General features: G+C 70.1%; 22 protein-coding genes. 11 read left to right on the forward strand and 11 right to left on the reverse strand.

The features are described from left to right. Positions 1–45 precede the first annotated feature (45 nt). The gene (locus FED44_RS04780) at positions 46–702 is read right to left on the reverse strand and encodes a GNAT family N-acetyltransferase (protein WP_111697670.1); all 657 of its coding nucleotides are present in this window, start codon (positions 700–702) and stop codon (positions 46–48) included. Between the two features lie 910 nt (positions 703–1,612). Here FED44_RS04780 and FED44_RS04785 point away from each other — a divergent pair. Further along, a complete protein-coding gene (locus FED44_RS04785) occupies positions 1,613–3,472 on the forward strand; it encodes an HNH endonuclease signature motif containing protein (protein ID WP_167521391.1) in 1,860 nt (619 codons plus the stop codon). Between the two features lie 181 nt (positions 3,473–3,653). After that, on the forward strand, positions 3,654–4,412 hold the full coding sequence (locus FED44_RS04790) for a glucose 1-dehydrogenase (RefSeq protein WP_111697619.1): 759 nt from the start codon (positions 3,654–3,656) through the stop codon (positions 4,410–4,412). Between the two features lie 7 nt (positions 4,413–4,419). Here FED44_RS04790 and FED44_RS04795 read toward each other — a convergent pair whose 3' ends face one another. The 8 genes from FED44_RS04795 to FED44_RS04830 form a co-directional block, all read right to left on the reverse strand. Continuing rightward, positions 4,420–4,806: an SCO5389 family protein gene (locus FED44_RS04795; protein ID WP_138459842.1), complete on the reverse strand. Its 387-nt coding sequence runs from the start codon at positions 4,804–4,806 to the stop codon at positions 4,420–4,422. Positions 4,807–4,850: 44 nt separating this feature from the next. Continuing rightward, positions 4,851–5,783, reverse strand: a complete 933-nt coding sequence (locus FED44_RS04800; RefSeq protein WP_111697621.1) for an ATP-binding protein — start codon at positions 5,781–5,783, stop codon at positions 4,851–4,853. A 101-nt stretch (positions 5,784–5,884) separates the two neighbouring features. Then, positions 5,885–7,414, reverse strand: a complete 1,530-nt coding sequence (locus FED44_RS04805) for a serine/threonine-protein kinase (RefSeq protein ID WP_138459843.1) — start codon at positions 7,412–7,414, stop codon at positions 5,885–5,887. Positions 7,415–7,491: 77 nt separating this feature from the next. After that, positions 7,492–7,884 carry an RrF2 family transcriptional regulator gene (locus FED44_RS04810; protein WP_111697623.1) on the reverse strand — a complete coding sequence of 131 codons (393 nt, stop codon included), beginning with the start codon at positions 7,882–7,884 and terminating at the stop codon, positions 7,492–7,494. A 3-nt stretch (positions 7,885–7,887) separates the two neighbouring features. Then, positions 7,888–8,853, reverse strand: coding sequence for a sulfate/molybdate ABC transporter ATP-binding protein (locus tag FED44_RS04815; RefSeq protein ID WP_138459844.1), 966 nt, complete (start codon positions 8,851–8,853; stop codon positions 7,888–7,890). Next, entirely contained in the window at positions 8,843–9,640 is a 798-nt protein-coding gene (locus tag FED44_RS04820) for a sulfate ABC transporter permease (protein WP_111697625.1), read from the reverse strand. Before FED44_RS04820 ends, FED44_RS04815 begins: the two co-directional genes overlap by 11 nt. Beyond that, positions 9,633–10,454: a sulfate ABC transporter permease subunit CysT gene (gene cysT / locus FED44_RS04825; RefSeq protein WP_111697626.1), complete on the reverse strand. Its 822-nt coding sequence runs from the start codon at positions 10,452–10,454 to the stop codon at positions 9,633–9,635. The genes FED44_RS04820 and cysT overlap by 8 nt, the downstream gene beginning before the upstream one ends. A 25-nt stretch (positions 10,455–10,479) precedes the next feature. Then, positions 10,480–11,508: a sulfate ABC transporter substrate-binding protein gene (locus FED44_RS04830; protein ID WP_111697627.1), complete on the reverse strand. Its 1,029-nt coding sequence runs from the start codon at positions 11,506–11,508 to the stop codon at positions 10,480–10,482. Positions 11,509–11,717: 209 nt separating this feature from the next. Here FED44_RS04830 and FED44_RS04835 point away from each other — a divergent pair, with 209 nt between their 5' ends. Continuing rightward, a complete protein-coding gene (locus tag FED44_RS04835) occupies positions 11,718–12,647 on the forward strand; it encodes a hypothetical protein (protein ID WP_138459845.1) in 930 nt (309 codons plus the stop codon). A 17-nt stretch (positions 12,648–12,664) separates the two neighbouring features. On the opposite strand, the gene FED44_RS04840 is transcribed toward FED44_RS04835, so the two are convergent. Next, positions 12,665–14,080, reverse strand: a complete 1,416-nt coding sequence (locus FED44_RS04840; protein ID WP_111697629.1) for an LCP family protein — start codon at positions 14,078–14,080, stop codon at positions 12,665–12,667. A 115-nt stretch (positions 14,081–14,195) separates the two neighbouring features. Continuing rightward, a complete protein-coding gene (locus FED44_RS04845) occupies positions 14,196–15,209 on the reverse strand; it encodes a LacI family DNA-binding transcriptional regulator (protein WP_111697630.1) in 1,014 nt (337 codons plus the stop codon). A 197-nt stretch (positions 15,210–15,406) separates the two neighbouring features. On the opposite strand from FED44_RS04845, the gene FED44_RS04850 reads away from it, so the two are divergent. The 8 genes from FED44_RS04850 to FED44_RS04885 all read left to right on the forward strand — a co-directional run bounded on the left by FED44_RS04850 (position 15,407) and on the right by FED44_RS04885 (position 25,716). Continuing rightward, the gene (locus FED44_RS04850) at positions 15,407–17,179 is read left to right on the forward strand and encodes an ABC transporter substrate-binding protein (RefSeq protein WP_111697631.1); all 1,773 of its coding nucleotides are present in this window, start codon (positions 15,407–15,409) and stop codon (positions 17,177–17,179) included. Between the two features lie 60 nt (positions 17,180–17,239). Beyond that, positions 17,240–18,232 (forward strand): ABC transporter permease, encoded by a 993-nt coding sequence (locus FED44_RS04855; RefSeq protein WP_138459934.1) that lies wholly within the window; start codon positions 17,240–17,242, stop codon positions 18,230–18,232. Continuing rightward, on the forward strand, positions 18,229–19,071 hold the full coding sequence (locus tag FED44_RS04860; protein ID WP_111697633.1) for an ABC transporter permease: 843 nt from the start codon (positions 18,229–18,231) through the stop codon (positions 19,069–19,071). Before FED44_RS04855 ends, FED44_RS04860 begins: the two co-directional genes overlap by 4 nt. 1 nt (position 19,072) lies before the next feature. Then, a complete protein-coding gene (locus tag FED44_RS04865; protein WP_138459846.1) occupies positions 19,073–20,017 on the forward strand; it encodes an ABC transporter ATP-binding protein in 945 nt (314 codons plus the stop codon). Then, a complete protein-coding gene (locus FED44_RS04870; protein WP_138459847.1) occupies positions 20,018–20,974 on the forward strand; it encodes an ABC transporter ATP-binding protein in 957 nt (318 codons plus the stop codon). Continuing rightward, the gene (locus FED44_RS04875) at positions 20,971–23,367 is read left to right on the forward strand and encodes a glycoside hydrolase family 2 protein (protein ID WP_138459848.1); all 2,397 of its coding nucleotides are present in this window, start codon (positions 20,971–20,973) and stop codon (positions 23,365–23,367) included. Before FED44_RS04870 ends, FED44_RS04875 begins: the two co-directional genes overlap by 4 nt. 47 nt (positions 23,368–23,414) lie before the next feature. Next, entirely contained in the window at positions 23,415–24,557 is a 1,143-nt protein-coding gene (gene manA / locus FED44_RS04880; RefSeq protein WP_138459849.1) for a mannose-6-phosphate isomerase, class I, read from the forward strand. Positions 24,558–24,645: 88 nt separating this feature from the next. Further along, positions 24,646–25,716, forward strand: coding sequence for a polysaccharide deacetylase family protein (locus FED44_RS04885; RefSeq protein ID WP_138459850.1), 1,071 nt, complete (start codon positions 24,646–24,648; stop codon positions 25,714–25,716). Positions 25,717–25,719 lie beyond the last annotated feature (3 nt).

Here is a 25,719-nt window from a genome sequence, read left to right on the forward strand (position 1 = left end):
GGCCGCTCCCTTTTTATAGGCTTTGGATCTGTCTATGGGGGCTTGTCAGGCTGCTTCCGACGCCGGTTCCAGAAGGCCCAGCCTCGCGAGCAGACGCTCGCGTACGGCGGGCCATTCGGGACTCAGGATGGAGTAGTACGCGGTATCTCGGACCGTGTCGTCGGCGCCTCGGCTGTCCGCCCGTCGCACACCGTCCAGGTGCGCGCCGAGGGCCTCGATGGCGGCCCGGGATCGGGTGTTGCGTACGTCTGCCTTGAGGGTGATCCGGTGAACCTGCCAGGTCTCGAAGGCCAGGGAGAGCAACAGGTACTTGCTCTCCCGGTTGACACCGGTGCCCTGGGCCGACGCGGCGAGCCAGGTGTACCCGATGTCCGCGACGGACGGGACCTCGCCCACCGCGCCCTTGGCACCCGGAGGCCAGGGCATCGGGCCCTGCCAGTACTCCAGGTTCATCAGACGGGTGGCACCGACCACACGGTCGGTGTGCAGCCACCGGATGGCGAAGGGCATCGTGCGGCCCTCCGCCTGCTCAGCCAAGGCGGCCTCCACGTAGGAGGCCATCTCGTCCCGTCCAGCGGGAACGCGAGTGAAGGCGTACGTAGAACGGTCTTCACTCGCCGCGGCGACAAGATCGTCGAGCACCGCGAAGCTGAGCGGTTCCAGGCGCACGGAGCGCCCGGACAGGGTGACAAAAGCGGGCATGAGCACATGATGGGGGCTGCTGGGCACGCCTGATGCCAAATGGCACAAGACATCTTGGCGGGGCGTGGGTTAAGGACCGAGCCCGGTCGAGAATCCACAGGTCAGACGGCTGATCGCCGTTCCTGTTCGCGGGTGCCCAGGGTAAAGTTTCAGCCAAAGATCCGCCGGTCCGCCGAGGGGCGTTCGGCACGATCGGGAGGACGTCTTCTACGGGGTGTCAAGTCCCCCGCCGACAGCACCCGCGACGCCCTTTTCCCGGCGTCCCGTCACCCGGGTTGCGCCGGGTCGCGTCACCGCGTTGCGCCCCGGTCCCGCCCCCCCCGGTCCCGTCACAGGGTTTCGGGGGCCTGCCGATGGTGCGGAGAGTTTGTCGGTCGTAGGGGCGAGTCCCTCCTCGGCCTCCTACTTGCCTGCACCCGCAAACACGGCTCCCGGCCGGTTTCCGGGGATTCCATTCCGCTGGAGCCGTGATGACGACAGAGATATGGAATGCGAATCCGTCTTATGGCTTGTGTGCCCGACTTGCGCTGATATCACCACCTGGCCAGTGGCTCCAGCTATCGTATTCGGCTGGTTGCTGTCCGTGACAGCAGATGAAAGAATACAGACAGATTTTCGAATGCATCGAGGGGGTGCGATGTACCTGTTCGGCGATGGTTCTGACCACCCTCATCGTTCGATTGGTGAGGACGCCGACTGGTGGGACCAGTTGACGGCCGGTTCGCCGCTGTGGTCTTCCGAGGGTTCAGCCGCCCGTGAATTCGTCCCGATCGTCGTTCCTGGGGCGCGAGAGCGCACGAGTCGTAACGACCGCCAGGCGAAGGTGGGCGCTCCCGACGGTGCTCCGGGTAGCGCTCGTGGCGATGTACCCGGCGATGCTCCCGACGGTGTCTTCGAGGGTGATCGTGGTGTGGGGTCGTCGTCGTGGGCGGCGGTGGCGGCTGTTGGTGAGGCGGCCCGGGCAGTGGCGCTCGCGCCGGCGCCCGAATCGGCGGAGGTGTGCCTGGCCGAGGCCGAGGAGTTGCTGGCCGCCCGCGACCGGATCACTTCGGCGCTTGCCGCCCGGGTCGGCCGGGTGCATCGATCCGGGGAGGCGAAGAACCATGGGCATGCCTCCACCAGGTTGTGGCTGCGATCCGCTGGCGGAATGACCATCCCCGGCGCGGGCCGGTTGGTGACGATGGGCACGGAGTTGGGTCGTCTGTCGCGGGTGCGTGAGCGGTTCGCCGAGGGCAGCCTGGCGGAGGGGATCGTGGAGGCGATCTGCACGGCCACCGCGGGGTTGACCGATGAGCAGGCGATCACCGCCGAGGGGATTCTGTTGGAGTTGGCAGGTTCGGCGGGGGCGGCGGAGGTGGCCAAGGCGGGGCGGTATCTGCGGGCGGTGCTGGACCCCGACGGCCACGAAAGCGACGAGCAGGCCGACTTCGACCGCCGGTTCTTCCGGGTGCGGCGGCGCCGGAACGGCGGGCTGGAGGGAGAGTTCTACCTCCCGGTCGAGGCCGCCGCGCGGTTGCAGCACCTGCTGGATGTCTACGCCAAGCCCAAGGCCGAGGGCGACGACCGCACCCCGAGCGTGCGGAACGCCGATGCGTTCATCGCGTTCCTGGAGAACAAGATCGCAACCGAGCTTCTGGTGCTCGTCACCGCCGAATCCCTCCCCGACGACCCCCCAGCCGGCGAACCCTCACGCGAGCCCGCAGGCACTACCCCCTCAGGTGATCCCACAGCCAGCCCTTCAGACGACCCCACAGCTGACCCATCTGCCGGCCACCCCACCAGCGACCCCTCAGACGCCGACCCGAGCGACGGCCCTGGCCCCGGCTCCTCCGGCACCGACACAGGCCCTGGTCCTGATCCCGGCCCGTTGGGCACCCATCCCTCAGAGACCGGCCAATCAGACGTCGGCTTCTTGGACACGGGCTTCTTGGACACGGACCCGGGTGACGATCCTGGCCCTGAGCCCGGCTCAGGCGACGACCCCGTTCCCGACCCTGACGATTGCACCGCTCAAGGGCTCGGCTCCGACGCGCGGCCGTGGGCGGAAGCCGATGCCCCACTGCAGGCAGAAGGCTGCGCCCGACCAACAGGCGGCGCCCGACCGGAAGGCGGTGCCTGGCGGGGAGGCCGGGCATGGCCGGGAGGTAGCGCCTGGCTTGGGGAGCACTCCGACGCGCCGCCCGGGTCGGGAGATCGGGCGTGGGCGGCAGGCAGCGCTTGGCCGGGAAACGACGCCTGGCCTGGAAGTGACGCCCGGCTGGGAGGTGGCGCCTGGCCGGGAGGTGAGTCCTGGGCGGGGACGGGAGCCGACGCTCCGCCAGGGTTGGGGGGCAACAGTCCGCCGTGGGTGTGGTTGCGGGGGTTGCCAGGGCTGATCCTGGCGACCGGGCATCTGCTGCCCGTCTCCAGCGTGCACCGGCTGGCCCGCACCAGCACCCTGGTCCGGGTCGTCATCAACGCTGCCGGGCAGGTCCTGGACATGGGCCGCAAGGTCCGCCTGGCCACCCCGGCCCAGCGGCGGGCCGTCTTCGCCCGGTACGCCACCTGCTGGGTGGACGGCTGCCCGCTGCCCGCCACGATGTGCCAGATCGACCACGCCGAGGACTGGTGCAGCGGCGGGCTGACCGACCTCAAACTGCTGGGACCGGCGTGCCAGTTCCACAACCGCGACCGCTACCGCCACCCCACCCGCTACACCCGCCGCAAGATCGGAGCCGACCGCTGGGCCTTCACCTACCGCAACCCCCGCACCACACGACTGCGGATATAGAGGCGGGCAGGCGCGTGGGGCTGGACGCGGACAGGTGAGCCCGGACAAGGTGAGCACGGAGAAGGTGAGCCAGGCGGATGAGCGGCGGCGCGCCTGTGTTGAAGCCCGCCTGTGTTGAAGCGCGCCTGTGGGGGAGCGCTAAGTAAGTTGCTGTGATCGGGCACGGGCGCGGAGGTTGGCGATGGAGCGGTTCGTTGGGAAGTTCGCCGTGGTCACCGGTGCGGCGCGGGGGATCGGTGCGGCCACGGCCCGCCGTCTCGCGGCGGAGGGCGCGGTGGTGGCGTGCGTGGACCTCACGGCGGATCGCTGCGCCACGATCGTGGACGAGATCGCGGTCACCGGAGGCAGAGCGGTCGCCTTCGGCGGTGACGTGTCCGATGGCGCCCAGGTGGAGAGCCTCGTGTCGGCGGTGATGGCCGAGTTCGGGCGTATCGACGTGCTGGTCAACAACGCCGGTCTGACGCGGGACAACCTGGTGTTCCGCATGTCGGAGGACGACTGGGACAAGGTGCTCGACGTGAATCTGAAGGGCGCGTTCCTGATGAGCCGGGCGGTGCAGAAACACATGGTGGACCGGAGATCGGGGGCCATCGTCAACCTGTCGAGCCGGTCGGCGCTGGGCAACCGCGGGCAGGCCAACTACTCGGCGGCGAAAGCGGGGATCCAGGGGCTGACCGCGACCCTCGCGATCGAGCTCGGCCAGTTCGGGGTCCGTGTGAACGCGGTCGCGCCCGGTTATGTGGCGACCCCGATGACCGAGGCGACGGCGGTGCGGCTCGGCATGTCGCCGGAGGAGCACCAGGCCGTCGCCTCGCAGTTCGTGCCGTTGCGGCGGGTCGCCCAGCCGACCGAGATCGCGTCGGTGGTGGCGTTCTTCGCCTCCGACGACGCGTCGTACGTCACGGGACAGACCCTCTATGTCAACGGCGGATCACAGTAGGGCGTGTTCAGCAGTCGACCAGGCCGGGGCTCTGGTTCAGGATCTGCGCGCGGGGGGTGACGAACTCCCCGTAGGCCTCGGCCGCCGCCGGATCGAAGACCGCGACCCGGTGGCAGTTCTGGAAGGCGAGCCGTACGCCGAAGTGCCTTTCGAGGGCGCCGCGCATCGCGTCGCTGGCCAGGCAGCGGAGCAACTGCCCGCGGGAGGCCTCGTCGGGCGGCGGCACCTGGTTGTCGGCGAAGTCGGCTCCGGATCGGTCCCGCTGTTCGATCAGCGCGGTGATGGTCGTCCAGGCGTATGGCAGCGAGTCGCGGACGCAGGCGACGAAGGCCGCGTCGTCCACCTCGCCGGCACGGGCCTGGGCGAGCAGGTTGTCGGGCACGGACAGCGACATGGCTGTTCTCCTCTCGATGTCTTTCGACGAGTTCAGGGTCAGGTTCAGGGGGTGGTGACGGCGGGGCCGTACACGAATTCGGGGTCGATCTGCGCGACCAGGTCTTCGCCGGTGGCGCGGTTCGCCCACGCGCGGGCGTTGCGGGTGTGGAACTCGGCCGCCTGCCTGCCGAACTTCGCCCAGTCCTTGGGCTGCGCGTCGAGCCGGTCGAGCATGGTGGCGAGTGCATGGTGGCCGGTGGGCTCCAGGTCGCCGAGAGTGAACGGCCGGCCCTGCTCCATCGCGCGGACGGCGGGGGAGTGACCGAACCAGGTCAGCAGGTCGTCGCCCACCTGCTCGCGGAGGAAGTCGGCGTCCTCCGGAGAGTGGATCTTGTTGCCCACGACGGCCAGCGGGATGTCGAATCCGGCGGCGTGGTCGCGGTACTGCCGGTAGACGCCGACGCCCTGCCGGGTGGGTTCGGCGACCAGGAAGGTGAGGTCGAACCGGGTGAAGAGCCCGGAGGCGAAGGAGTCGGCCCCGGCGGTCATGTCCACCACGACGTACTCGCCGGGCCCGTCGACCAGGTGATTGAGGTAGAGCTCCACCGCGCCGACTTTGGAGTGGTAGCAGGCGACCCCGAGGTCGTCCTCGCCGAACGGGCCGGTGACCATGAGCGAGACGCCGTCGACGTGGCTGAACGGGAAGAACGGGTCGTCCAGCCGGACCAGGCGGGAGCCGCGCCCGGGCGGAGTCGTCTTCACCATGGACGCCGCGTCACGGATGCGGGGGTTGTCGCCCCGCAGGTAGTCCTTGATCTCGGTCAGCATCCCGCCCAGCGGGTGAGGCTGCCCGGGAGCGCCGAGGGCCAGGCCGAGATGCTGGTTGATGTCCGCGTCGATCGCGACGACCGGTCCCCGCCGCGTCGCATACCTCGCGAACAGCGACGACAGGGTCGTCTTCCCGCTTCCGCCCTTGCCCACGAACGCCACTCTCATGGCGTCACCCCCTGCTCGGTAACCACACTAGAAAATGAAAACCGTTGTCACTTTCGGTCGTGGCTCATCATGGCACATCCGCAGGGGCGGGGAGGGGATTTTCAGCTCGCGGCGGGCGGCTGGAAGAGCGAGAGCACTTTGACCAGGGTCGGGCGCAGGGTGTCCCAGTCGGAGGCCCGGGTGGTCCAGGTCAGCACGCTGGTCGTCGTGCCCGTCGAGATCACCCGTCGGTACTGGTGATATCCGACTCCCTTGACCAGGTGGTCACCCGCCGGCGCCTTCCGCGGCTTCCAGGTGAACTCCCAGTCGGCGGTGGGCCCGTACGGGCTGGTCACGGGCTTGAGCCGGAGTTTGCGGTAGCTCTTGGCGGTCGGCAGGAAGATGGCCTCGGCCTCGCCGAGCGCCGCGAGGGGATCGGTGCCGCTCTGCGCGGTCACCTCGACGACGAGCGCCGCCGCGTCGTCCGGGGCACGCCAGGCGATGGTGTACGGCTGGTCCTCGCGGGTCCAGTCGCGGGGCACACCGGCCCGCCAGCCGGCGTCCGAGCGATACCACTTCAACTTGAGCCGCGGCGCGGGAGTGGCGGAGGCCGAGCCGGAGACGGGCACGGCGTCCGGTCCAGTGGCAGAGGCCGGGACAGTGGCAGGGGCAGTGGCCGGGGCAGCAGGTGTCGTGACAGGGATGGCGGCCGGAGGGGCGGCGGCCCGGCCTTCGGCGCCGGGGCGCAGCACCGCCCAGCCGCCCACCGCACAGGCGACCAGCACGGCCGCCGTGACGCCCACGACCAGCCGGGCCCGGCCGAGGCTCCGCCGTACGGGGGGAGCGGGAGCCGGTGGCTCGGCCTCGGCGAGCAGCCGGTCGGCGGCCTCCGCGTCGATCCGCCGCCGCGGGTCCCGGGCGAGGAGCCCGGTCAGTACGGCGCGAAGCTCCTCGGGGACCTCTCCCAGCGGATGCGACGGCGGCCGGCCGGTGACCGCGAGATGGAGGGTGGCGCCCAGCGACCACAGGTCGGCGGCGATCGTGCGGGGGTCGTCCGCGGAACGTTCCGGGGCGAGGAAGTCCTCCGGATCCCGGCCGGCAGTCGCAGCAGTGGGAAGAGCAGCGGGGTCGCGGCGGGTGCGGGCGAAGGCCGGGTCGGTGGTGAACATGGAGACGCCGAAGTCGGCGAGCAGCACCCGGCCGTCATGACCGACGAGGACGTTGGCCGGCCGGACATCGCCGTGCCGTACGCCGGCCGCGTGGGCATGGGCCAGCGCGGACAGGACCTTTCGGGCGATCGGCGCGGCCTGCGCGGGCGTGAGCGGGCCGTCGCCCGCGACCATCCCGTCGAGCGAGCGGGACCGGACCAGCTCCATCACGATGTACGGAGCGCCGTCCTCCTCGGCCACGTCGTGGACGGCGGCGATGTGCGGATGGCGCAGCCCTTCGGCCTGCCGGGCCTCCCGGGCGATCTTGTGGACGAGCCGCAGTCGCGCGGTCTCGCCCAGGCCCGGGGGCAGCAGCACCTCCCGGACCGCCACGGGCCGGTCGAGCAGGGTGTCGTGCCCCTCCCAGACGACCCCGGTGCGGCCACGGCCGAGAGCGCGGACCAACCGGTATCGCTTGACGATGAGCCGCCCAGCAGCACCCATCTCGCCCGCCCTCTATGCCTGGCACGTTTCACCTTGAATGCGGAGTCTTGCACAACTAACCGGGCGAATAGCGGTGATTAGAGGGGCGGAAGTGAACCGGCCGCGATGTGGGCGAGGGTGACCTCCGTGAGCGTCGCCTGCTCGTGGTCGCGCAGCGCCGTCCAGACATCGGCGAGCGGCCCGGCGACGCCGTGGAAATCCTCGTTGTCCTGCGGCGCTCCCTCGACGATGAGCACGACGTCGGCGAGCGTGATCTCCGTGGCGGGCCGGGCCAGCCAGTAGCCGCCCTCCGGTCCCCGCTGGCTGTGGATGAGACCGGCCCGCCGCATCTGCAACAGGATGTTGTCGAGGAAACGCCGGGGAATGCCCTGGGCCGACGCGATCCGCTCGGCCGGGACGGGCCCCGGCGCCGCCGCGGCCAGTTCGGCGGCGGCGCGCAGGGCGTACTGGGTCCTGACGGAGAGCCGCATTTCTCACACGGCACTGAGGACCAGGGACCGGGCCCCGGGAGAGGGCTTGAGGTGCACCGTGTCGCCGGGCGACAGCGCGAGCCGGTCGGCCTGCTCACGCGTCACCTGGACCCACGCCTCCTCCGTGCCGATCTTCACCTCCACGCGTACCTCGAAGCCGAGCCGTACGACGCGGGAGACCACGGCGGGGGCCCCGCCCTCGACCGGGCCGGAGCTGATCTCGATGTCGTGCGGGCGGACCAGGCTGCCCCCGATCTCGGTGACCGGGCCGAGGAAGCGCATCACGAACGGGTTGGCGGGGTTGTCGTACACCTCGCCCGGGCTGCCGGCCTGCACGACCTCTCCGTTGGCCAGCACCACGATCGTGTCGGCCACCTCGATGGCCTCCTCCTGGTCGTGGGTGACGAAGACGGTGGTGACGTGCACCTCGTCGTGCAGCCGGCGCAGCCAGGCCCGCAACTCCTTGCGCACCTGCGCGTCGAGGGCGCCGAACGGCTCGTCGAGCAGCAGCACCTCCGGTTCCACCGCGAGCGCCCGGGCCAGGGCCATGCGCTGACGCTGGCCGCCGGAGAGCTGCGACGGGTAACGGTCGGCCAGCTTCTCCAGGTGGACCAGCTCCAGCAGTTCCATGACCCGCTTGCGGATCTCGTCCTTGGGCCGCTTGCGGATCTCCAGGCCGAAGGCCACGTTGCGGAAGACCGACAGGTGCTTGAAGGCGGCGTAGTGCTGGAACACGAAGCCGACGTTGCGGCGCTGGGGCGACAGGCGGGTGGCGTCGAAGCCGGAGATCCGGACGGTGCCGGTGTCGGGCCGTTCGAGCCCGGCGATCACCCGCAGCAGCGTCGACTTCCCCCCGCCGCTCGGGCCGAGCAGGGCGGTGAGCGACCCCGACTCGACGTCCACGGACACGTCGCGCAGGACCGGGGTGGCCCCGAACGACTTGTTCACGTCGCGTACCTCAATTGCCATCGGACAGATCCTTCGGGCGCAGGAGCTTGGTGAGCAGCAGGGTGACCACGGCGATCAGGGCGAGGGCCGTGGCGGCGGCGAACGCGGCCGGCTGGTCGAAGTTCTGGAACCGCTCCTCCACGAACAGCGTCAGCGTCTGGGTCTGGTCCACGAGGCGGCCCGAGACCACCGCGACCGCGCCGTACTCGCCGAGCGAACGGGCCAGGCAGAGCACGACGCCGTAGCCGAGGGCCCAGCGGATGCCGGGGAGCGTGATGCGGACGAACGACTGGAGGCGGCTCGCGCCCAGCGTGTGCGCGGCCTGCTCCTGCTCGTCGCCGAGCTCCTCCAGCACCGGCACGATGGCCCGTACGACCAGGGGCAGCGCGACGAACACCGTGGCCAGCACCATGCCGGGGGTGGAGAAGATCACTTGGATGCCCCAGCTCTCCAGCAGGCCGCCCGCGGGGGAGAACCGGCCGTACACGAGGATGAGCGCGAGCCCGACGACGACCGGCGAGACGGCCATCGGCAGGTCGATGAACGCTCCGAGCAGCCGTTTGCCGGGGAACTCGTGCCGCACGAGCAGGAGCGCGGCGCCGACGCCGAAGACCGTGTTGGCCACGACCGCCCAGGCGGCGACCGTGATCGTCACCTTGAAGGCGTGTACGGCCGACGGCGAGGTCAGGGCTTCGACGAACGGGCCGAGCCCGTCCCCGAAGGTCCGCCAGATGATCAGTCCGACCGGCAGGACCAGCAGGAACAGGATGTAGACGACGGCGGTCAGGCGCAGGACGTGCTTAGCCACGGCGGCTCCCCCATCGCTGCAGGACGTCGAGTGCGATCAGTGCGACCAGGGCCACCACGAGCAGGACCGTCGCGATCGCGGCCGCTCCCGTCATGTTGTCGCCCTCGATCTGACTGAAGAGGTTCACCGCCGCGACCTGCGTCTTGAACGGCAGGTTGCCGGAGATCAGCACGGTGGAGCCGAACTCCGCGATCGCCCGGGTGAAGGCGAGCGCGGTGCCCGACAGCATCGCGGGAAGCAGGTTCGGCAGGATGATCCGGCGGAAGGTCTGGAACGGCCGGGCGCCGAGGGACGCCGCGGCCTGCTCCATCTCCCCGTCCAGTTCCAGCAGGACCGGCTGCACCGTACGGACGACGAACGGCAGCGTGACGAACATCAGCGCCAGCACGACGCCGGCCCTGCTGTAGGCCAGGTTGATCCCGAGCGGGGACTGCGGGCCGTACAACGCGAGCAGGACGAGACCGGCCACGATCGTCGGCAGCGCGAACGGCAGGTCGATGATCGTGTCGAGGACCGCCCTGCCCGGGAAGCGGTCGCGGACCAGCACCCAGGCGATGAGCGTGCCCATGACCAGGTTGACCACGGCCACGAGGGCGGACGCGCCGATCGTCAGGGTGAGCGCCGCCCAGGCGTCGGGGGTGGTGACCGAGCGCCAGAAGTAACCGGGGCCCTCGTCGGCCGACCGCCACACCACGGCGGCCAGCGGGATCAGCACGATCAGGCTCAGGTAGAGCACCGCGGTCCCGAGGCCGGCGGCGGTGCCGCCGGCCAGACGCCGGGACGGCCGCACTCCCACAGCGGCGTCGACGCTCATTTCCCAGTGCTCACTTTCCCAGCGCTCACTTCTCGGTGGCCACGCCGAGCTTGCGCTCGATGTCCGCGACCTTGCCGGTCTTCGAGTCGAAGAACTCGGTGGTGATCTTGTCCCAGCCGCCGAGGTCCTGGATGGTGAACAGCTGCGGCGGGGCGGGCCAGTCGAAGCCGGTCACCCCGTCGGCGACGGGGCGGTAGCCGTTCTTCGCGAAGATCGTCTGCGCCTCGACCGAGTAGAGGTACTTGAGGAAGGCCGCGGCCTCCGCGGGGTGCGCGCTGTTCTTCGTCACGGCGACCGGGTTCTCGATGAGGATCGTGGCGTCGGGAACCGTGTAGTCGAGTTCCTGGCCGTTCTGCCGGGCGAAGATCGCCTCGTTCTCGTACGTGAGGATCGCGTCGCCCTTGCCGCCGGTGAAGGTCTGCAGCGACTTGCGGCCGCTGTCGTCCTGGACCGGCACGTTCTTGAGCAGCGAGTCGAGATAGGTGAGCCCGGCGGCCTGGTCGGCGCCCTTGTCCGACTTCGCGCCGTAGCCCGCGAGCAGGTTCCAGCGGGCGCCGCCGGAGGTGAAGGGGTTCGGGGTGATGACCTCGACTCCCGGCTTGATCAGGTCGTCCCAGGTCTTCAGACCCTTCGGGTTGCCCTTGCGGGTGCCGATCACGACGACGGACCTGGTCAGGATGCCCTTGCTGGGTCCGGCGGTGGGGCCGGAGTTCCAGTCCGCCGCGACGATGCCGGCCTTCACGAGCCGGGTGATGTCGGTCTCCAGGGAGAACTCGACGATGTCCGCCTTGAGGCCGTTGGCCACGGCCCGGCTCTGGTCGCCGGACGCGCCGAACGACTGGGTGAAGGTGATGTTCTTGCCCTCGGGCGTCTTCTGGAACGCCGCGATGATGTCCTTGAACGCCGCCTGGGGGGTGGAGTAGGCGACCAGCGCCAACTGGACCTTGCCTCCGCCGTCGCCCCCGCCGGCGTTGTCGCCTCCCCCGCAGGCGGTGACCAGGGTGGACGTCGCCACGACGGCGGCTGCGATGGCCCCGAGCCTGCGCACTTTCATGCCTTGCCTCTATTCCTACCATGTCAGTCGGTTTAGTCGATATTAAAGACCGTTCCAGAGATTCCGTCAACTCCGATGGGTTTGCTGGGTTTGAGGATGGAGTGACGGCAGAGATTCCAGTGATTGCTGTGGAATTTCCGGACAAGTGGTGTCGAGAGGTGCTAGGAACGTTCGCTGGGGGGACAGGACCTGATCCCCTCAGCTCACCTATGACGTACGGAAGGACCCTCATGCACGACCCGGCCGAGGGCGAGGACGCCCACGAGCAGACCGGCCCGCTGGTACGGCCGTACATCGCGGGCGAGGCCCGGCACGACGCCGAGGGAGACCGGTTCTGGTCGGAGGAGCACGACGAAGCGGCCCTCGCCGCCCCGGGGCAGACACGCGGGCAGACAGAGGGACAGACCGCGCAGGGCGAACAGGCCGATCACGGCGACGTGCTGGCGGAGGACTGGCGTCCGGAGACCGAAAGGCCCGCGGAAAGGCCCGCGACCGTCGTCCTGGAGTCCTCGGGCAGCGAGCCCCGGGGTTTCCTGGGCTCGGGCTGGCGCAGCGCGCCCGATCCCGAGGACTCCGAGGAGGACGCCTATGGGGACGAGGAGGAGTCGCGGCGCGGCGGCATGCTGCTGCGGGCCGGCCTGATCGGTGTCGGCGTCGTCGCCGCGATCTGGGCCCTCGCCCTGTGGGTGGGCAGCCCGGCCGAACCGCCCTGTAGCGCGGGAGGTGCGGGAGGCGCGGGCTGCGCGGCCGGCGCACCCGCGACGTCCCCGACGCCGGCTCCGGACAGTGCCTCCGGCGACGACGCGGCGCTCGCCGAGCCCGGACCGGGTGACGACGATCCCTCGTCCGGCGCCCCTACCACCGCGCCTACCCCTGGACCGGCCACTGCGGCGCCGTCCCGTGACACATCGGCCCGCGACCAGAAGTCCGGGCTGCGAGCCACCACCTCTCCGCGTCCGGCCCGGTCGCGCGGCCCGGTGCGGTCGCAGGCTCCGGTGACGGTGGACGAGCCGACCGAGGCGCCGGCGACCGTCGCACCCACGACAGAGCCGACGGCCGAGCCCACCACCGCTCCCGCGCCCGCCCCCACCCAGGAGGCGCCGCGCCGCGGCGGAGGCCTGCTGGACATATTGTTCTAGCTCAGGAGGCCGTTGGATCAGGACGCCGTGCAGCTGTCCTGGGTCGCGTCGAAGCCCTCCACGTCGTCGAGCGTCTTGGGGGGCTTCATCCCCTGCCAGTCGGCGCCGATCCCCAGCACGAGGGCCTGCGTGGTGGACGTGCGGACCAGGTGGGACCGCGTCTTCTTGAGTTCGCGGTACAACCGCGACGCCCGGCCCTCGCCGTTGGCGGAGTAGGCCACGGTGGTCTTCGCGTACGGCCTGGGCGCCTGCTCGACCTTCACGATGTGGTAGCCGCGCTGCTCCAGTTCTGCGGCCACCTCGGTGCCGAGGCCCTGCCTGCCGCTGCCGTTGCGCACCAGGATGTGGATCTGCGACTTGGGGATCTTCTGCTCGCCGCTGCGCACGTTCTTGGCGATCTGGTCGGCGGCGACCATGGTGAACAGGCGCCTGGCCTGGGGCTGCACCCACTCGACCCGGCCGGGGCTGGTGACCGAGTAGCGCCAGGGGGTGGTGACGAAGCGGATCTGCCCGGCCGTCAGGCCCTTCGCGCTCATCGCAAGGTCCTTCATCACGCCGATCGTGAGCTCGGGGTCGGTGGTGATCGCCTTGGTCACCGCGTCGAGGAACCCGAACAGCGTCGCGGGGTCGATCAGCGTCTCGCCGCTCATCGCCTTCTTGGCCATCGAGGCGAGGAACATCTGCTGCCGCTGGATCCGGCCGATGTCGGAGCCGTCGCCGAGCGAGTAGCGGGCGCGGACGTACCCGAGGGCCTGCTCGCCCTTGAGCACCTGCCTGCCGGCGGGCAGGGTGAGCAGCGCCTTCTTGTCGTGGACGGGCTGCGGCAGGCAGACCGGCACGCCGCCCAGCGCGTTCACCATCGCCTTGAAGCCGGTGAAGTCGACCTTCACGAAGTGGTCGATGCGGATCTGGGTCAGCCGTTCGATCGTTCTCCAGGTGCAGCCGATGCCGCCGGAGTTGAACGACTCGTTGATCATCCCGATGTGTGGCCGCTGGCCAGGGAGCCGGTCGCCCTTGGCGGGACACGCCGGTAACTGGACGAGCGAGTCGCGGGGGAAGCTGATCAGGACCGCGCCGTCCCGGTTCGGGGAGATGTGCGCCAGGATGATCGTGTCCGTGCGCTCGCCCGGGAACCGGCCGTATCTGGCGTTCGCGCCGTCACGCTGGTCGGAGCCGACGATCAGCACGTTGAGCGCTTTGCTGATCTTCTGGGGCCGCGCGTCGCCGAGGTCCTGTCTGGTCACCGCCTCGTGCCGGACGTTGCCGGTCAGCTTGACGTACTGACCGGCGGTGGCCGTGACGGCGCCGATCAGCACGCCCAGCACGCCCGACAGGCCCACCCACAGCCAGGCCCGCCACTTCGGCGGCGTCCGGGGAGGTGGCGCCGGGAGGTCCTCCGCCGGGGGGGCGGGACGGACGTCGACGTGACCCACTGTCGTGCTCCTGGGGGTCGGACCAGGGCTTCCCGCCTGGTCGAGAGCCGGCTACGGCAAACGGGGCCAAGTGTAGCGATCTTCCCTGAACGCCACCTTCCAAATGCGTGAACCGTCAGGCGGGCGGGGCCGTGCTGCCCCGGGTGGTGAGGCGCGGGGGCTCGTCCTCCAGATGCCTGGTGTCCGCGCCGTCGATCAGCGACAGCAGCCGCTGCGCCGCGTGCCCGCCGTACGCCGGGATGTCGCGGGCGAGCACGGTCAGCGGCGGCCGGACGACCTGGCAGAGCGGGGAGTCGTCCCAGGCGACGATGGACAGGTCGGCGGGCACGTCGAGCCGCATCTCCTGGGCGACGGACAGACCGGCCACGGCCATGATGTCGTTGTCGTAGACGATCGCGGTGGGGCGGTCGGGCGAGCTGAGCAGCCGGCGGGTCGCCCGGGCCCCCTCCTCGCCGGTGTAGTCGGTGTGCACCGTGGGGCAGACGTCGAGGCCGAGGCCGGCGCAGACATCGGTGAACGCGCGGTCGCGGATGACCGTGTGGACGAGCCGCGGCAGACCGGCGACGCGGGCGATGCGCCGGTGCCCGAGCGCGGCGAGATACTCCACCGTCTCCCGTACGGCCGCGCCGTCGTCGGCCCAGACCGGCAGGAGCGACCCGGCGGCCGAGGGGTGCCCGATCACGACGACGGGCATGCCCATCTCCTCGATCTCCGGCACCCGGGGGTCGTCGAGGTGGAGGTCGACGAGGATCGCGCCGTCCACCCGGCCCTCTCCCCACCAGCGGCGGTAGACGCCCATCTCCGTCTCGTGGTCGCCGACCACCTGGAGCAGTAACGCGTACGAGCGGGCAGAGAGCTCGGCCTCGATGCCGCTGATCAGTTCCATGAAGAACGGCTCGACGCCGAGGAAGCGGGCGGGCCGGCACAGGGCGAGGCCCACCGCGTGCGCGCGGGCGCCGTTGAGCGCGCGGGCGGCGATGTTCGGCCGCCAGCCGATCTCGTCGGCGATGGCCAGGATGCGCGCCCTGGTGGCCTCCGACACTCCCGGCTGGCCGTTCAGGGCGTACGAGACCGCCCCCTTGGAGACTCCCGCCTGGCGTGCGATGTCCGCGATGGTCGGTCTTCTCACGTGTCCCCTCGGGCTGAACCGGTCCAGTGGCTGTCAGCTTACTACCGTTACTTTGCCTCCATCTTCTTCCTATTGACACCACCGACATCCGGATTTTACGGTTTCGGCACTTATCCGGTTCAGCAGTAGCGAGCCGAGCAACATCGGGGCCTGGATGCAGACCCCGCGCGGCGTCGCGTGGGGGAAGGAGAGACACCATGCGAAACCGAGCGCGGTTTCTTGTACCGGTGCTGGTGACCGGCTTATTAGGCGCGGCCTGCTCGAGCGGCGGGTCGACGGCCCCGGGCGGCGCGACGGGAGGGGCCGCGGGAGGAGCGGCCGCCCCGGCGGCGGGCGGCAGCGGCGGTGGAGCCTTCCCCCGCAACCAGACCCTCTACACCAGCGGCACCCAGTGGGGCCCCCCGGCGAACTGGAACCCCCTGCGCGAGTGGGACTTCGCCACCGGCACCAAGGGCCTGGTCTACGAGACGCTGTTCATGTACGACCCGAACACCGACAGGTTCTCGCCCTGGCTGGCCGAGAGCGGCGACTGGACCGGCGGCCTGGAGTACACGCTCAAGCTGCGCAAGGGGATCACCTGGTCGGACGGCAAGCCCTTCACCGCCGACGATGTCATCTTCACCTTCGAGCTCGGCAAGTTCGAGACCGTTCCCTACCACCCGCTGTGGTCGTGGATGAAGTCCGCCGACAAGGTCGACGACTACACGGTGAAGTTCACCTTCACCACGGCCAACTACCAGGAGTGGGCCAACCACCTCTACAGCCGGGCCATCGTTCCCAAGCACCTGTGGGAGAGCAGGTCGGAGGACGAGGTGATGAACGGGATCAACGAGAAGCCCATCGGCACCGGTCCGTACGCCTACCAGTCGCACGACCAGGACCGCATGGTCTGGGTCAAGCGCGACGGATGGTGGGCGACGAAGGCGCTGAACAAGGACGTCAAGCCGAAGTACGTCGTCGACATCGTCAACTCCAGCAACGAGGTCGCGATGGGCCTGCTGCTGCAGAAGGGCCTCGACCTCAGCGTGAACTTCCTGCCGGGCATCGCGAACCTGGTCAAGGGCAACTTCGGCATCAAGACCTACTACGACCAGCCGCCGTACATGCTGTCGGCGAACACGGCGTGGCTGTGGTTCAACACCACCAAGAAGCCGATGGACGACAAGGAGTTCCGCAAGGCGGTCGCCTACTCGATCGACACCAAGAAGATCGTCGAGGGCGTCTACGGCAACCTGGTCAAGGCCTCCGACCCGACCGGCCTGCTGCCGCAGTGGGACAAGTACATCGACAAGAACGTCACCTCCCAGATGGGCTTCTCCTACAACCCCGACAAGGCCAAGCAGCTGCTGGCCGACGCCGGGTACAAGGACCGCAACGGCGACGGGCTGGTGGAATCGCCGAGTGGCGCCAAGATCTCGCTGAAGCTCATCGTGCCCGCCGGGTGGACCGACTGGATGGAGGCCGCCCGGGTCATCAGCTCCAGCGCCAAGGCCGCCGGCATCGACGTCGAGGCCGACTTCCCCGACTACAACGCGCTCGTCGACATTCGCAACTCCGGCAAGTACGACATGGTCATCAACAACGACAAGCAGCTCGCGAACACCCCCTGGCTGTACTACGACTACCTGTTCCGCCTGCCGGTGCAGAAGCTGCAGACCACGACGAACTACGGCCGGTACGAGAACAAGCGGGCGTGGGAGCTCACCCAGCAGCTCGACCAGGTCAAGCCCGAGGACCTGGAGGGCATGAAGAAGATCACCTCGGAGCTGCAGAAGATCCAGCTGGACGACATGCCCGTCATCCCCCTCTGGTACAACGGCCTGTGGTCCCAGACCACCAACTCGGTCTGGAAGAACTGGCCGACCAGTGCGCAGGGCACGCCGAAGTATCCGCCGACGGTGTGGCGCAACTGGCTGGAGATGGGCGGCACGCTCATGCTCACCGAACTCCAGCCGGCCTCCGGCGGCTGATCTTTTCGCGTCCCCTTCCCCGCTGTGAGGGGGGCGCCGTTCCGCGACCGGGAGGTCGACGTGCGCCGCTACTTCGGCAGAAAGCTTCTCGTCTACGGCCTGACGTTCTTCGTGGCCGTGACCGTCAACTGGATGATCCCCCGGTTCATGCCGGGCGACCCCGTGCAGAGCATGCTCTCGCGGGCCAACGTCGCGCAGCCGGCGGCCGTCGAGGCCATGCGCGCCCACTACACCGCGATGTTCGGCTTCGACCTGCCGCTGTGGCGGCAGTACCTCAACTTCTGGGGCTCGCTGTTACGGGGGGACCTCGGCATCAGCATCTGGCTGTTCCCGACGCCGGTCACGGACGTGATCGTCCGGGCCGTGCCGTACACGCTGGGCCTGCTGATCCCGTCCATCCTGCTGAGCTGGGTCGCCGGCAACCGGTTCGGCGCGTTCGCGGCGCGGCGCAAGTGGCTGGACAACACGGTGCTGCCGCTCGGCTACGTGCTGACCGCCACGCCGTACATGTGGCTGGCGATCCTGCTGGCCTGGGCGTTCGGCATCATCGCGGGAATCTTCCCGGTCGCCGGGGCGTACGGCTACGACCTCCAGCCGTCCTGGTCGGGGGAGTTCCTGGGCAGCCTCGCCCAGCACTGGTTCCTCCCGTTCGCCTCGCTGTTCCTGGTCGCGTTCGGCGGCTGGGCGATCGGCATGCGCAACATGATCATCTATGAGCTGGAGGCGGACTACGTCAACTACCTGCGGGCGCTCGGCGCGCCGATGCGGCTGGTGCGGCGCTACGCCTTCAGGAACGCGATCCTGCCCCAGGTGACCGGCCTCGCCCTGCAACTCGGCGTGCTCGTGGCGGGCGCGCTGGTGACCGAGATCGTCTTCAGCTATCCCGGGCTCGGCCACCTGATCCTCCAGGCGATCCAGAACCAGGACTTCTTCCTGCTGCAGGGGACCTTACTGTTCGTCGTCGTCGGCGTGCTGATCGCCAACTTCGTCATCGACATCGCGTACGTCCTGGTGGATCCGCGTACCCGCACGGGGATGGGAGGAACGGCGTGAGAAACGAGGCGCTGCACTTCGCGCTGCGCAACCGCAAGCTGGTCGTCGGCACGGTCGTCGTCGCCGTCTTCCTCGTGGCCGGGGTGGTCGGGCCCATGACGATCGACCACAAGCCCGCCGACTACGTCGGGCCCGCCATGGCGCCGCCGTCGGGGGAGTTCTGGTTCGGCACCACGACGTTCGGCCAGGACGTCTTCGCCCAGTTCCTGTACGGCCTGCGGTCGACGTTCCTGGTGGGCGTGCTCGGCGGCGTGCTGGCGTCGGTCGTCGGCATGGTCGTGGGTTTCGTCGCGGGCTACCGCGGCGGGTGGGTCGACGAATTGCTCACCATGGTCACCAACATCGTGCTCGTGCTGCCCGCGCTGGTGGTGCTGCTGATCGTCAACGCGTACCTCGGGGTGCGCAGCGTCGGCGTGCAGGCGCTGTTCATCGGGCTGACCTCCTGGCCGTGGGCCGCGCGGGCGATCAGGGCGCAGACGTTCTCGCTGCGCTCACGCGACTTCGTGGACCTGGCCCGGTTGAGCGGGGTGCGCACCCCGAAGATCATCCTTCGGGAGATCGCGCCGAACATGAGCTCGTACCTGTTCCTGACGTTCATCCTGCTGTTCGGCAGCGCGATCCTGATCGCGGCCTCGCTCGACTTCATCGGGCTCGGCCCGACCGACTCGGTCTCCCTCGGGCTGATGCTCAACAACGCGGCCCGGTGGAGTGCCCTCCAGCTCGGCATGTGGTGGTGGTTCGTCCCGCCGGGGGCCGGCATCACGGCGATCGTCGGCGCGCTCTACGTCATGAACGTCGGGCTGGACGAGGTGTTCAACCCGAAGCTGAGGGAGATGTGACGTGGCGCTGAGTGTCACCGACCTCCGGGTCTACTACCGGACGCTGCGCGGCGAGGTGAAGGCGCTCGACGGCGTCACGTTCTCCGTCGCGGACGGCGAGATCATGGGCCTGGCCGGGGAGTCGGGCTCGGGCAAGTCCACGCTCGCCAAAAGCCTGATCCGGCTGGACGGCCGCATGCGCCACGCCGGCGGCACGGTCGAGCTGGACGGCAGGACACTGCCGATCGCCGACGACCGGGCGATGGACGAGTTCCGCTTCCGGGAGGTGTCGCTCATCCCGCAGTACTCGATGAGCGCGCTCAACCCGACCAGGAAGATCGGGAAGATGGTCGGCGAGCTGCTGGCGGCGCGGGGCGTGCCCGGCGGCACCGCCGAGCTGGAGCGCCGGCTGGAGCTGGTCGGCCTGTCGAAGGACGTGCTCGGGCGCTACCCGATCGAGCTGTCCGGCGGCATGAAGCAGCGGGTGGTCATGGTGGTCTCCACGCTGCTGAACCCCTCGCTGCTGATCGCCGACGAGGTCACCTCCGCGCTCGACGTGTCGAGCCAGAAGGCCGTGGCCACGACGCTGCTCGGGTTCCGCGACCACGGGCTGGTGACCAGCATGATGGTCGTCACCCACGACATCTCGCTCGTGTACCAGATCGCCGACACGATCCTCGTGATGTACGCGGGGCGGCTGGCCGAGAAGGCTCCGGCCGAGGTGCTCGTCACCGCGCCGAGGCATCCGTACACCAGGCAGCTCATCTCCGCGCTGCCGGAGGTGGGGGTGCGCTACGAGGACCGGCGGCTGGCCGGGATCCCCGGCAACCCGCCGTCCCTGCTGAACCCGCCCGGGGGATGCCGGTTCCGGGACCGCTGCCCGGTGGCGTTCGAGCAGTGCGCCGAGCAGCCGCCGTTCGCGGAGGTGGCCCCCGGCCACCTCGTCGCCTGCTGGAAGGCCGAGTGAATGCTGAAACTGGATGGCGTCTCCAAGGTCTACCGCGTCGGCGCGTTCGGCGGGCGCGCGCTGACGGCCGTCTCCGGCGTCGGCTTCGAGGTCGGGGAGGGAGAGGTGGTCTCGCTCATCGGCGAGAGCGGCAGCGGCAAGAGCACGATCGGCCGGATGGTCCTGCGCCTCACCCAGGTCAGCGGCGGCACGATCACCCTGGACGGCCGGGACATCTCCTCGATCAGGGACCGCAAGGAGTACTACCGGCAGGTGCAGGGCGTCTTCCAGGACCCCTTCAGCTGCTTCAACCCCATCTTCCGGGCCGACCGGGTCTTCGCCTTGATCAAGGAGCAGTACTTCCCCGGGGTGGGCGCCCGTGAGTGGCGGGGGCGCGTGGAGGACGCGCTGGAGAGCGTGCGGCTCGATCCCGGCAACGTCCTCGGCAAGTATCCCCACCAGCTCAGCGGAGGCCAGCTCCAGCGCATGCTGATCGCCCGGGCCGTGCTGCTCGACATCCGGCTGCTGGTCGCCGACGAGATCATCAGCATGCTCGACGCGTCCACCCGGATCGACGTGCTCAACCTGCTCGCCGACCTGCGGGCGCGGGGCCTCGGCATCCTGTTCGTCACGCACGACCTGTCGCTCGGCAACTACGTCAGCGACCGGACCGTGGTGCTGCGGGACGGGAGGATCGCCGAGATGGGCCCGACCCCCCTCGTGTTCGGCGACCCGAGGCATCCGTACACGCGATCGCTGCTGGCCGCGGTCCCGCGCCTGCACACCAAGTGGACGGATGCCCCGGTAGACGGCACGGCGGAGGAGCGGGCGGAGGACCTGCCGTGCGCGTATCACGAGGCGGCGCAGGGGAGCCGGACCCGTCCCGGGCTGGCCGAGGTGGCGGACGGGCACTTCGTGGCCTGCTCCGGCTGCGCGGGAGCCGCGCCTGAGGAGAAGAAGACGAAGGAGAGAGCGTGAGCTCGTACCGTCCCCTGCACGACGGGTGGACCGTCACCGCCGTGTCGTCGACCGGGCAGCTCCGGCCCGTGGTCGCGGGGCTGCCCGCGTCCGTTCCCGGCTGCGTCCACACCGATCTCCTCGCCGCCGGGCTGATCGAGGACCCCTACCTGGACGACAACGAGGAGGGGCTCACCTGGATCGGCCGTACGGCGTGGGCCTACGAGACCACCTTCACCTGGGAGCCGGGGGAGGACGACACCGGCGACGACCGGGCCGACCTGGTCTGCGCCGGGCTCGACACGGTCGCCACGCTCGTGCTCAACGGCGTCGAGATCGGCCGGACGGCCAACATGCACCGGTCGTACCGCTTCCCGGTGCGGCACCTGCTGCAGGCGGGCGACAACACGCTGCGGATCCTGTTCGACCCGCCGTACGGGTACGCGGAGGCGCAGAAGGCGGCGCTCGGCGACCGGCCCGGCGCGTACGACGAGCCGTACCAGTTCATCCGCAAGATGGCCTGCAATTTCGGCTGGGACTGGGGACCGACGCTGGTCACCGCCGGGATCTGGCGGCCCATCGGCATCGAGACCTGGAGCACCGCCCGCCTGGCCGAGGTGCGTCCCCTGGTGTCCGGGGACGGCACCGTCGAGGTGCACGTGACGGTCGAGCGCGCCGCCGAGCGCCCGCTCACCCTCACGGCCACGGTGGCGGGTGTGACGGAGAGTGTGACCGTCGCGGCCGGGGCGCGCCGGTCCGTCGTCACGCTGACCGTGCCGGACCCCGACCTCTGGTGGCCGCGCGGGTACGGCGAGCAGCCCCTGTACGACCTGGTCGTAGGCCTGGAGGACCAGGAGTGGAGGGGCCGGATCGGATTCCGGTCGGTCGAGCTCGACCGCACCGGCGACGCGTTCACGGTCGTGGTCAACGGCGTGCCGGTCTTCGTGAAGGGGTTCAACTGGATCCCCGACGACTGCTTCCCCAGCCGGATCACCCGTGACCGCCTGGCCGAGCGGTTCGCCCAGGCGGCCGGGGCGGGCGCCAACTGCCTGCGGGTGTGGGGCGGCGGGATGTACGAGAGCGACGACTTCTACGACCTCGCCGACGAGATGGGCCTGCTGGTCTGGCAGGACTTCCCGTTCGCCTGCGCGGCCTACCCCGAGGAGGGCCCGTTCGCGGCGGAGATCGAGGCCGAGGCCCGGGAGCACGTCGCCCGCCTGACCCGCCATCCGAGCCTCGTGCTGTGGTGCGGCAACAACGAGAACATCGAGGGCCACGCCGACTGGGGATGGCAGGAGAACCTGGAGGGCCGCGGCTGGGGCGGCGCCTTCTACTACGACCTGCTGCCCCGGATCGTCGCTGAGCTCGACCCGGCCCGGCCGTACTGGCCGGGCAGCCCCTACTCCGGCTCCCCCGACCTGCCGCCCAACGACCCGTCCCGGGGCACCGTCCACATCTGGACCGTCTGGAACACCCACGACTACCACCACTACGCGACCTACACGCCGAGGTTCGTGGCCGAGTTCGGCTTCCAGGGCCCGCCGGCGTACGCTACCCTGCGCGCCGCGGTCTCCGACGACCCGCTGACGCCGTCGTCCCCGGGGGTCGCGCACCACCAGAAGGCGGTCGACGGCGGCCTCAAGCTGCTCCGCGGCCTCGGCGAGCACCTGCCCCGGCCGGACGGCTTCGACGACTGGCACTACTACACCCAGCTCAACCAGGCCAGGGCGATGGCGTTCGGGATCGAGCGGTTCCGGGCGCTCGCGCCGTACTGCATGGGCACGATCGTGTGGCAGCTCAACGACTGCTGGCCGGTCACCTCCTGGGCCGCCGTGGACGGCGGCGGGCGGCGCAAGCCGCTGTGGTACGCGCTGCGCCGGGCCTTCGCCGACCGGCTGCTCACCTTCCAGGGGGACGCGCTGGCGGTGGTGAACGACGCCTGCGAGGCGTGGTCGGGTGAGCTCGCCGTCGAACGGCTCAGCCTGGCGGGCGAGATCCTGGCCAAGGAGCGCTTCGACGTGTCGGTCCCGGCGCGCGGCACGGCGTCCGTGGACCTGCCCGAGGCGGTGGCGCGGGCCGGGAACCCGGCGGGGGAGGTGCTGGTGGCGACCCTCGGCGACGCCCGCGCGCTGTGGTTCCCGCGCGAGGACCCGGCGATGGACTATCCCCCGGCCGAGATGGACACGGTGGTCGAGGAGACCGAGGACGGCCTGCGGGTGACCGTGACCGCGCGGACGCTGGTGCGCGAGCTCGCGATCTTCCCCGACCGGCTCGATCCCCGGGCGACGGTGGACGACCAGCTCGTCACGCTGCTGCCGGGCGAGACGGCGGTCTTCCACGTCACCGGCGGCCGTCCCGACCCCGGCGCGCTGGTCCGGCACCCGGTGCTCCGGTGTGTCAACGAATCCCGTTAGTCTCGGACCGCGCTCGCTCTTTCCCCGCCGCATGCGAGAGGACGCACGTGGACCTGCTCACCAACCCCATCAAGGACTACCCCTGGGGTTCCAGGACGGCCATCGCCGCCCTCACCGGCCGCACTGCCGCCGGACCCGAGGCGGAGATGTGGCTCGGCGCCCACCCCGCCGCTCCCTCCCGGCTGACCAGGGACGGGGCCGAGACGACGCTCACCGACGTGATCGCCGCGGACCCCGCCGGGACGCTCGGCGAGACGGTCGCGGAGCGGTTCGGCGGGCGGCTGCCGTACCTGCTGAAGCTGATCGCGGTGGAGCGGCCGCTGTCGCTGCAGGTGCATCCGGACGCCGAGCAGGCCGCGGCCGGCCACGCGCGGGGCGACGCGAACTACACCGACCCGTGGCACAAGCCCGAGCTGGTCTGCGCGCTCACGCCGTTCACCGGGCTGGCCGGGTTCCGGCCGGCCGAGCAGTCGGCGATGCTGATCGACCGGCTGCACGTCGAGCCGCTGCGGCCGGTGGTGCAGGCTCTGGGTGACGGCGACGTGATCGGCGCGCTGCGGACGCTGCTGGAGTGGCCGGGCTCCCGCCGGAAGCTGGTCGAGTCGGTGGTGTGGGCGGCCTCGTCGGTCCACGCGCCCGACTACGCGCTCGTCACGCGGCTGGCCCGGCGGTATCCGGAGGACCCGGCCGTGCTGGCGCCGCTGCTGATGCGGCGGCACACGCTCGCCCCCGGGGAGGCGTTGTTCCTCGGGGCCGGGGTGCCGCACTGCTATCTCGACGGCTTCGCCGTGGAGGTCATGGCGTGCTCCGACAACGTGCTGCGGGCCGGCCTCACCGGCAAGCACATCGACGTGGAGGAACTGCTGCGGATCACCGACCCCGTGGCGCAGCCCGTGGTGGTGGAGCCGGACGACGGCGCGTACGTGCCGCCGGTGCCGGAGTTCCTGCTCCGCAGGATCGCGCCCGGCGCGGCCGGAGTGTTCGTCGACGCGGCGCCCCGGATCGTGCTGTGTGTCGAAGGCGTCGTGAACGTGGGGACGACCGGGGGTGCCACCGGGGGCGCCACTGGGGGTGGCGAGGTCAAGCTGCGTCCCGGGGAGTCCGTCTTCGTCCCCGCCTCCGAGGGACGGGTGCACATCGGCGGGGACGGCGTGGCCTTCTGCGCCGAGCCGCACATGTCTCTCACTTAGCGTGATGTTTGTCCTACGCGCCGTGAAGTGATCGCATCCGGCGGGTAGGAGCCCCTCATCGTCAAGCGCGGCCCGATGAGGGGGATCCATGGGGCGCTTCAGGATTGCCGGCGTCGTCGCGGCGCTGGTGGGTGTGGCCGGGGCCTCCGCCACGCTCTCCGGCTGCGCGACCGGCGGCGGCAAACACGCCACGCAGGCGGGCCAGGCCGGTCACCAGCGGAACAAGGTGGCCAACGAGGCGGCGCTGCGCAAGTCCGAGATGGCCGCCGCCGCCCAGGTGAAGGCCAACGAGCTGGGACAGATTCCGGTGATCATGTATCACCGGATCGTGCAGAACCCGCCGCCGGGCGACGACCGCAGCCCGAAGGACTTCCGGGACGAGCTGGAGCGGCTGGCGGCCGAGGACTACGTGCCGATCACCGCGGCCGAGTACGTCACCGGAAAGATCGACATTCCGGCGGGTAAGCACCCGGTGGTGCTGACGTTCGACGACTCCTCGCCCGCCCAGCTCACGCTGGACGGCATGGGCAATCCGGCGCCGGACTGCGCGATCGGCATCCTCATGGACGTCGCGAAGAAGCACCCGGGCTTCCGGCCGGTGGCGACCATGTACGTGATCAAGGACCTGTTCGGCAAGGCCCGTCCGGAGGAGCAGATCCAGGTCCTGCAGTGGCTCAAGGACCACAACTTCGACATCGGCAACCACACCCGCGATCACCTCAACCTGCTCGGCAAGCCGAAGGACGAGGTGGAGAAGCAGATCGTGGCGGGGCAGACGCTGATCACGTCGCTTATCAAGACGCCGCCGGTCACGCTCGCCCTGCCGTACGGCAACCAGCCGCACGAGAAGAAGTGGGCGCTGCAGGGGGCGTCCGGAGGGGTGCGCTACGACTACAAGGGCGTGTTCCTGGCCGGGTACACCCCCGCGCCGTCGCCGTTCACCAAGGACTTCGACCCTCTCAGCATCCCGCGGATCAGGTCGAAGGAGAACAAGGTCGGCGACTGCAAGAAGTTCTGCTCGATGGCCTGGCTCGACTGGCTGAAGGCCAACCCCACCGACCGGTACACCTCGGACGGCAACGCGAAGACCGTGGCCTTCCCGAAGTTCAAGGCGGCGTTCGTGGCACCGGCTTTCAAGACCAGTGTGCTGCCGTACTGAGCG

Origin of the sequence: Microbispora triticiradicis, from assembly GCF_005864065.1 — a bacterium.
Lineage (GTDB): Bacteria > Actinomycetota > Actinomycetes > Streptosporangiales > Streptosporangiaceae > Microbispora > Microbispora triticiradicis.

What these genes read in the sequence shown, in the direction of transcription:
- FED44_RS04780 (WP_111697670.1), bottom strand. Translation starts at nt 702, where the DNA reads ATGCCCGCTTTTGTCACCCTGTCCGGGCGCTCCGTGCGCCTGGAACCG.
- FED44_RS04790 (WP_111697619.1), top strand. Translation starts at nt 3,654, where the DNA reads ATGGAGCGGTTCGTTGGGAAGTTCGCCGTGGTCACCGGTGCGGCGCGG.
- FED44_RS04795 (WP_138459842.1), bottom strand. Translation starts at nt 4,806, where the DNA reads ATGTCGCTGTCCGTGCCCGACAACCTGCTCGCCCAGGCCCGTGCCGGC.
- FED44_RS04800 (WP_111697621.1), bottom strand. Translation starts at nt 5,783, where the DNA reads ATGAGAGTGGCGTTCGTGGGCAAGGGCGGAAGCGGGAAGACGACCCTG.
- FED44_RS04805 (WP_138459843.1), bottom strand. Translation starts at nt 7,414, where the DNA reads ATGGGTGCTGCTGGGCGGCTCATCGTCAAGCGATACCGGTTGGTCCGC.
- FED44_RS04810 (WP_111697623.1), bottom strand. Translation starts at nt 7,884, where the DNA reads ATGCGGCTCTCCGTCAGGACCCAGTACGCCCTGCGCGCCGCCGCCGAA.
- FED44_RS04815 (WP_138459844.1), bottom strand. Translation starts at nt 8,853, where the DNA reads ATGGCAATTGAGGTACGCGACGTGAACAAGTCGTTCGGGGCCACCCCG.
- cysT (WP_111697626.1), bottom strand. Translation starts at nt 10,454, where the DNA reads ATGAGCGTCGACGCCGCTGTGGGAGTGCGGCCGTCCCGGCGTCTGGCC.
- FED44_RS04830 (WP_111697627.1), bottom strand. Translation starts at nt 11,508, where the DNA reads ATGAAAGTGCGCAGGCTCGGGGCCATCGCAGCCGCCGTCGTGGCGACG.
- FED44_RS04835 (WP_138459845.1), top strand. Translation starts at nt 11,718, where the DNA reads ATGACGTACGGAAGGACCCTCATGCACGACCCGGCCGAGGGCGAGGAC.
- FED44_RS04850 (WP_111697631.1), top strand. Translation starts at nt 15,407, where the DNA reads ATGCGAAACCGAGCGCGGTTTCTTGTACCGGTGCTGGTGACCGGCTTA.
- FED44_RS04870 (WP_138459847.1), top strand. Translation starts at nt 20,018, where the DNA reads ATGCTGAAACTGGATGGCGTCTCCAAGGTCTACCGCGTCGGCGCGTTC.
- FED44_RS04885 (WP_138459850.1), top strand. Translation starts at nt 24,646, where the DNA reads ATGGGGCGCTTCAGGATTGCCGGCGTCGTCGCGGCGCTGGTGGGTGTG.